The organism is Citrobacter sp. GW821-FHT07H02 (genome assembly GCF_059418505.1).
The window spans coordinates 1-1,255 of record NZ_JBWKPZ010000036.1 but is presented as its reverse complement, the minus strand read 5'-3'; the positions used below and the strand labels follow the sequence as shown (position 1 = coordinate 1,255).

Sequence of the window (1,255 nt, the reverse complement as noted above, 5' to 3'; positions counted from 1 at the left end):
TGAAGTGGTCTACTTAATTTGGACACAGCCAGAGGTTCTTTGTCTTTCCATCTCGGTGGGTGTCAACCCACCGTTGTGTTTATGTGGCCTTACCCGGTTGTAATATCCACTCAGGTACTGAACCACATCCTTCACTGCTTCACTTCTGTTCCGGTAGCCTTCACGCAACAACCACTCGGTTTTAAGACTGCGGAACAGCCTTTCCGCAACGGCATTATCCCAGCAGTTTCCTTTGCGACTCATGCTGAGTTTGATCCCATACAGTTTCGCCATTTCCCGGTAAGACACGCTGGCATACTGTGATCCCTGATCAGAGTGGAACGTTACCCCTTTTGGGCGACCCCGGTTCTTCCAGGCCATTGTGAGCGCCTCCCGCGTTAGCTGGCTGTCGGGTACTGATGAGAACGCCCAGCCCACAACTTTCCGCGCATATAAATCCAGAACCATCGCCAGATAAAGCCAACCCTCACGCGTCCTGATAAAGGTAATATCTCCGCACCATACGTTATCTGGTGCCCCTGTCCTAAAATTGCGACTCAGATGATTATCCGTCAGGTGGGACTGCCGGTTGCACAGGCGGTAACGATGCTTTCCGGGTTGCCTGCTCACCAGACCGGCTTCTTTCATCAGTCGTCCGGCCTTGTAACGACCAACGTTTTCACCTTCACGACGAAGCAGTAAAGACAATGTCCTTGCACCGGCAGAACCCCGACCCAGACGGTGTAATTCGGCCGCTCTTCTCTGTAGAGTAATTCGCGCCGTATCCGGTTGTTTTCGGCGTTTGCGATGGTAGTAAACAAGACTCCGGCAAACACCCAGCACCGCGCAGAGCTCCTTTATGCTGTATTCAGAGCTCAGGGCGGTGACAAGTTTCAGGGCTTGTTGACGTCCAACATCAGCAAAGCTGTAGCCTTTTTTAATATCTCCTTGTCCCTCTCAAGTCGCTGAACCCGTTCTTCAAGCTGGCGAATATACTGCTGTTCTGGTGTGAGCGGTGCTGCCGGGGAGGGGATCCCCTGGCCGGATAAAACGAGCCCTCCACGCTCAATCTCGAGTTGTCTGACCCAGCGTCGCATGGCGGTAACACCGACATCGGAGGCTTCGCAGGCCTGTCGAAACGAGTAGCCGTGGTCGAGAACCAGCTCAGCGCACTCGCGTTTAAATTCTGGGGTAAATCGGCGTGAATTCATTTTTCACCTCATCAGTTATGTAATATATAACCTCTGAGCGTGTCTAAAACTATTAAACCACTTCA

Annotated in this window: 2 protein-coding genes; both read right to left on the bottom strand. The window is 52.2% G+C overall.

Features of this window, described 5'->3' with window-relative positions; genetic code table 11:
• Positions 1-9: 9 nt before the first annotated feature.
• On the bottom strand, positions 10-840 hold the full coding sequence (locus tag AC07NP_RS21785; protein WP_494661704.1) for an IS3 family transposase: 831 nt from the start codon (positions 838-840) through the stop codon (positions 10-12).
• A gap of 32 nt (positions 841-872) precedes the next feature.
• Positions 873-1,190 carry a transposase gene (locus AC07NP_RS21780; RefSeq protein WP_494661703.1) on the bottom strand — a complete coding sequence of 106 codons (318 nt, stop codon included), beginning with the start codon at positions 1,188-1,190 and terminating at the stop codon, positions 873-875.
• Positions 1,191-1,255 lie beyond the last annotated feature (65 nt).

Coding starts and splice junctions, on each gene's coding strand:
- AC07NP_RS21780 (WP_494661703.1), bottom strand. CDS start 1,190: ATGAATTCACGCCGATTTACCCCAGAATTTAAACGCGAGTGCGCTGAG.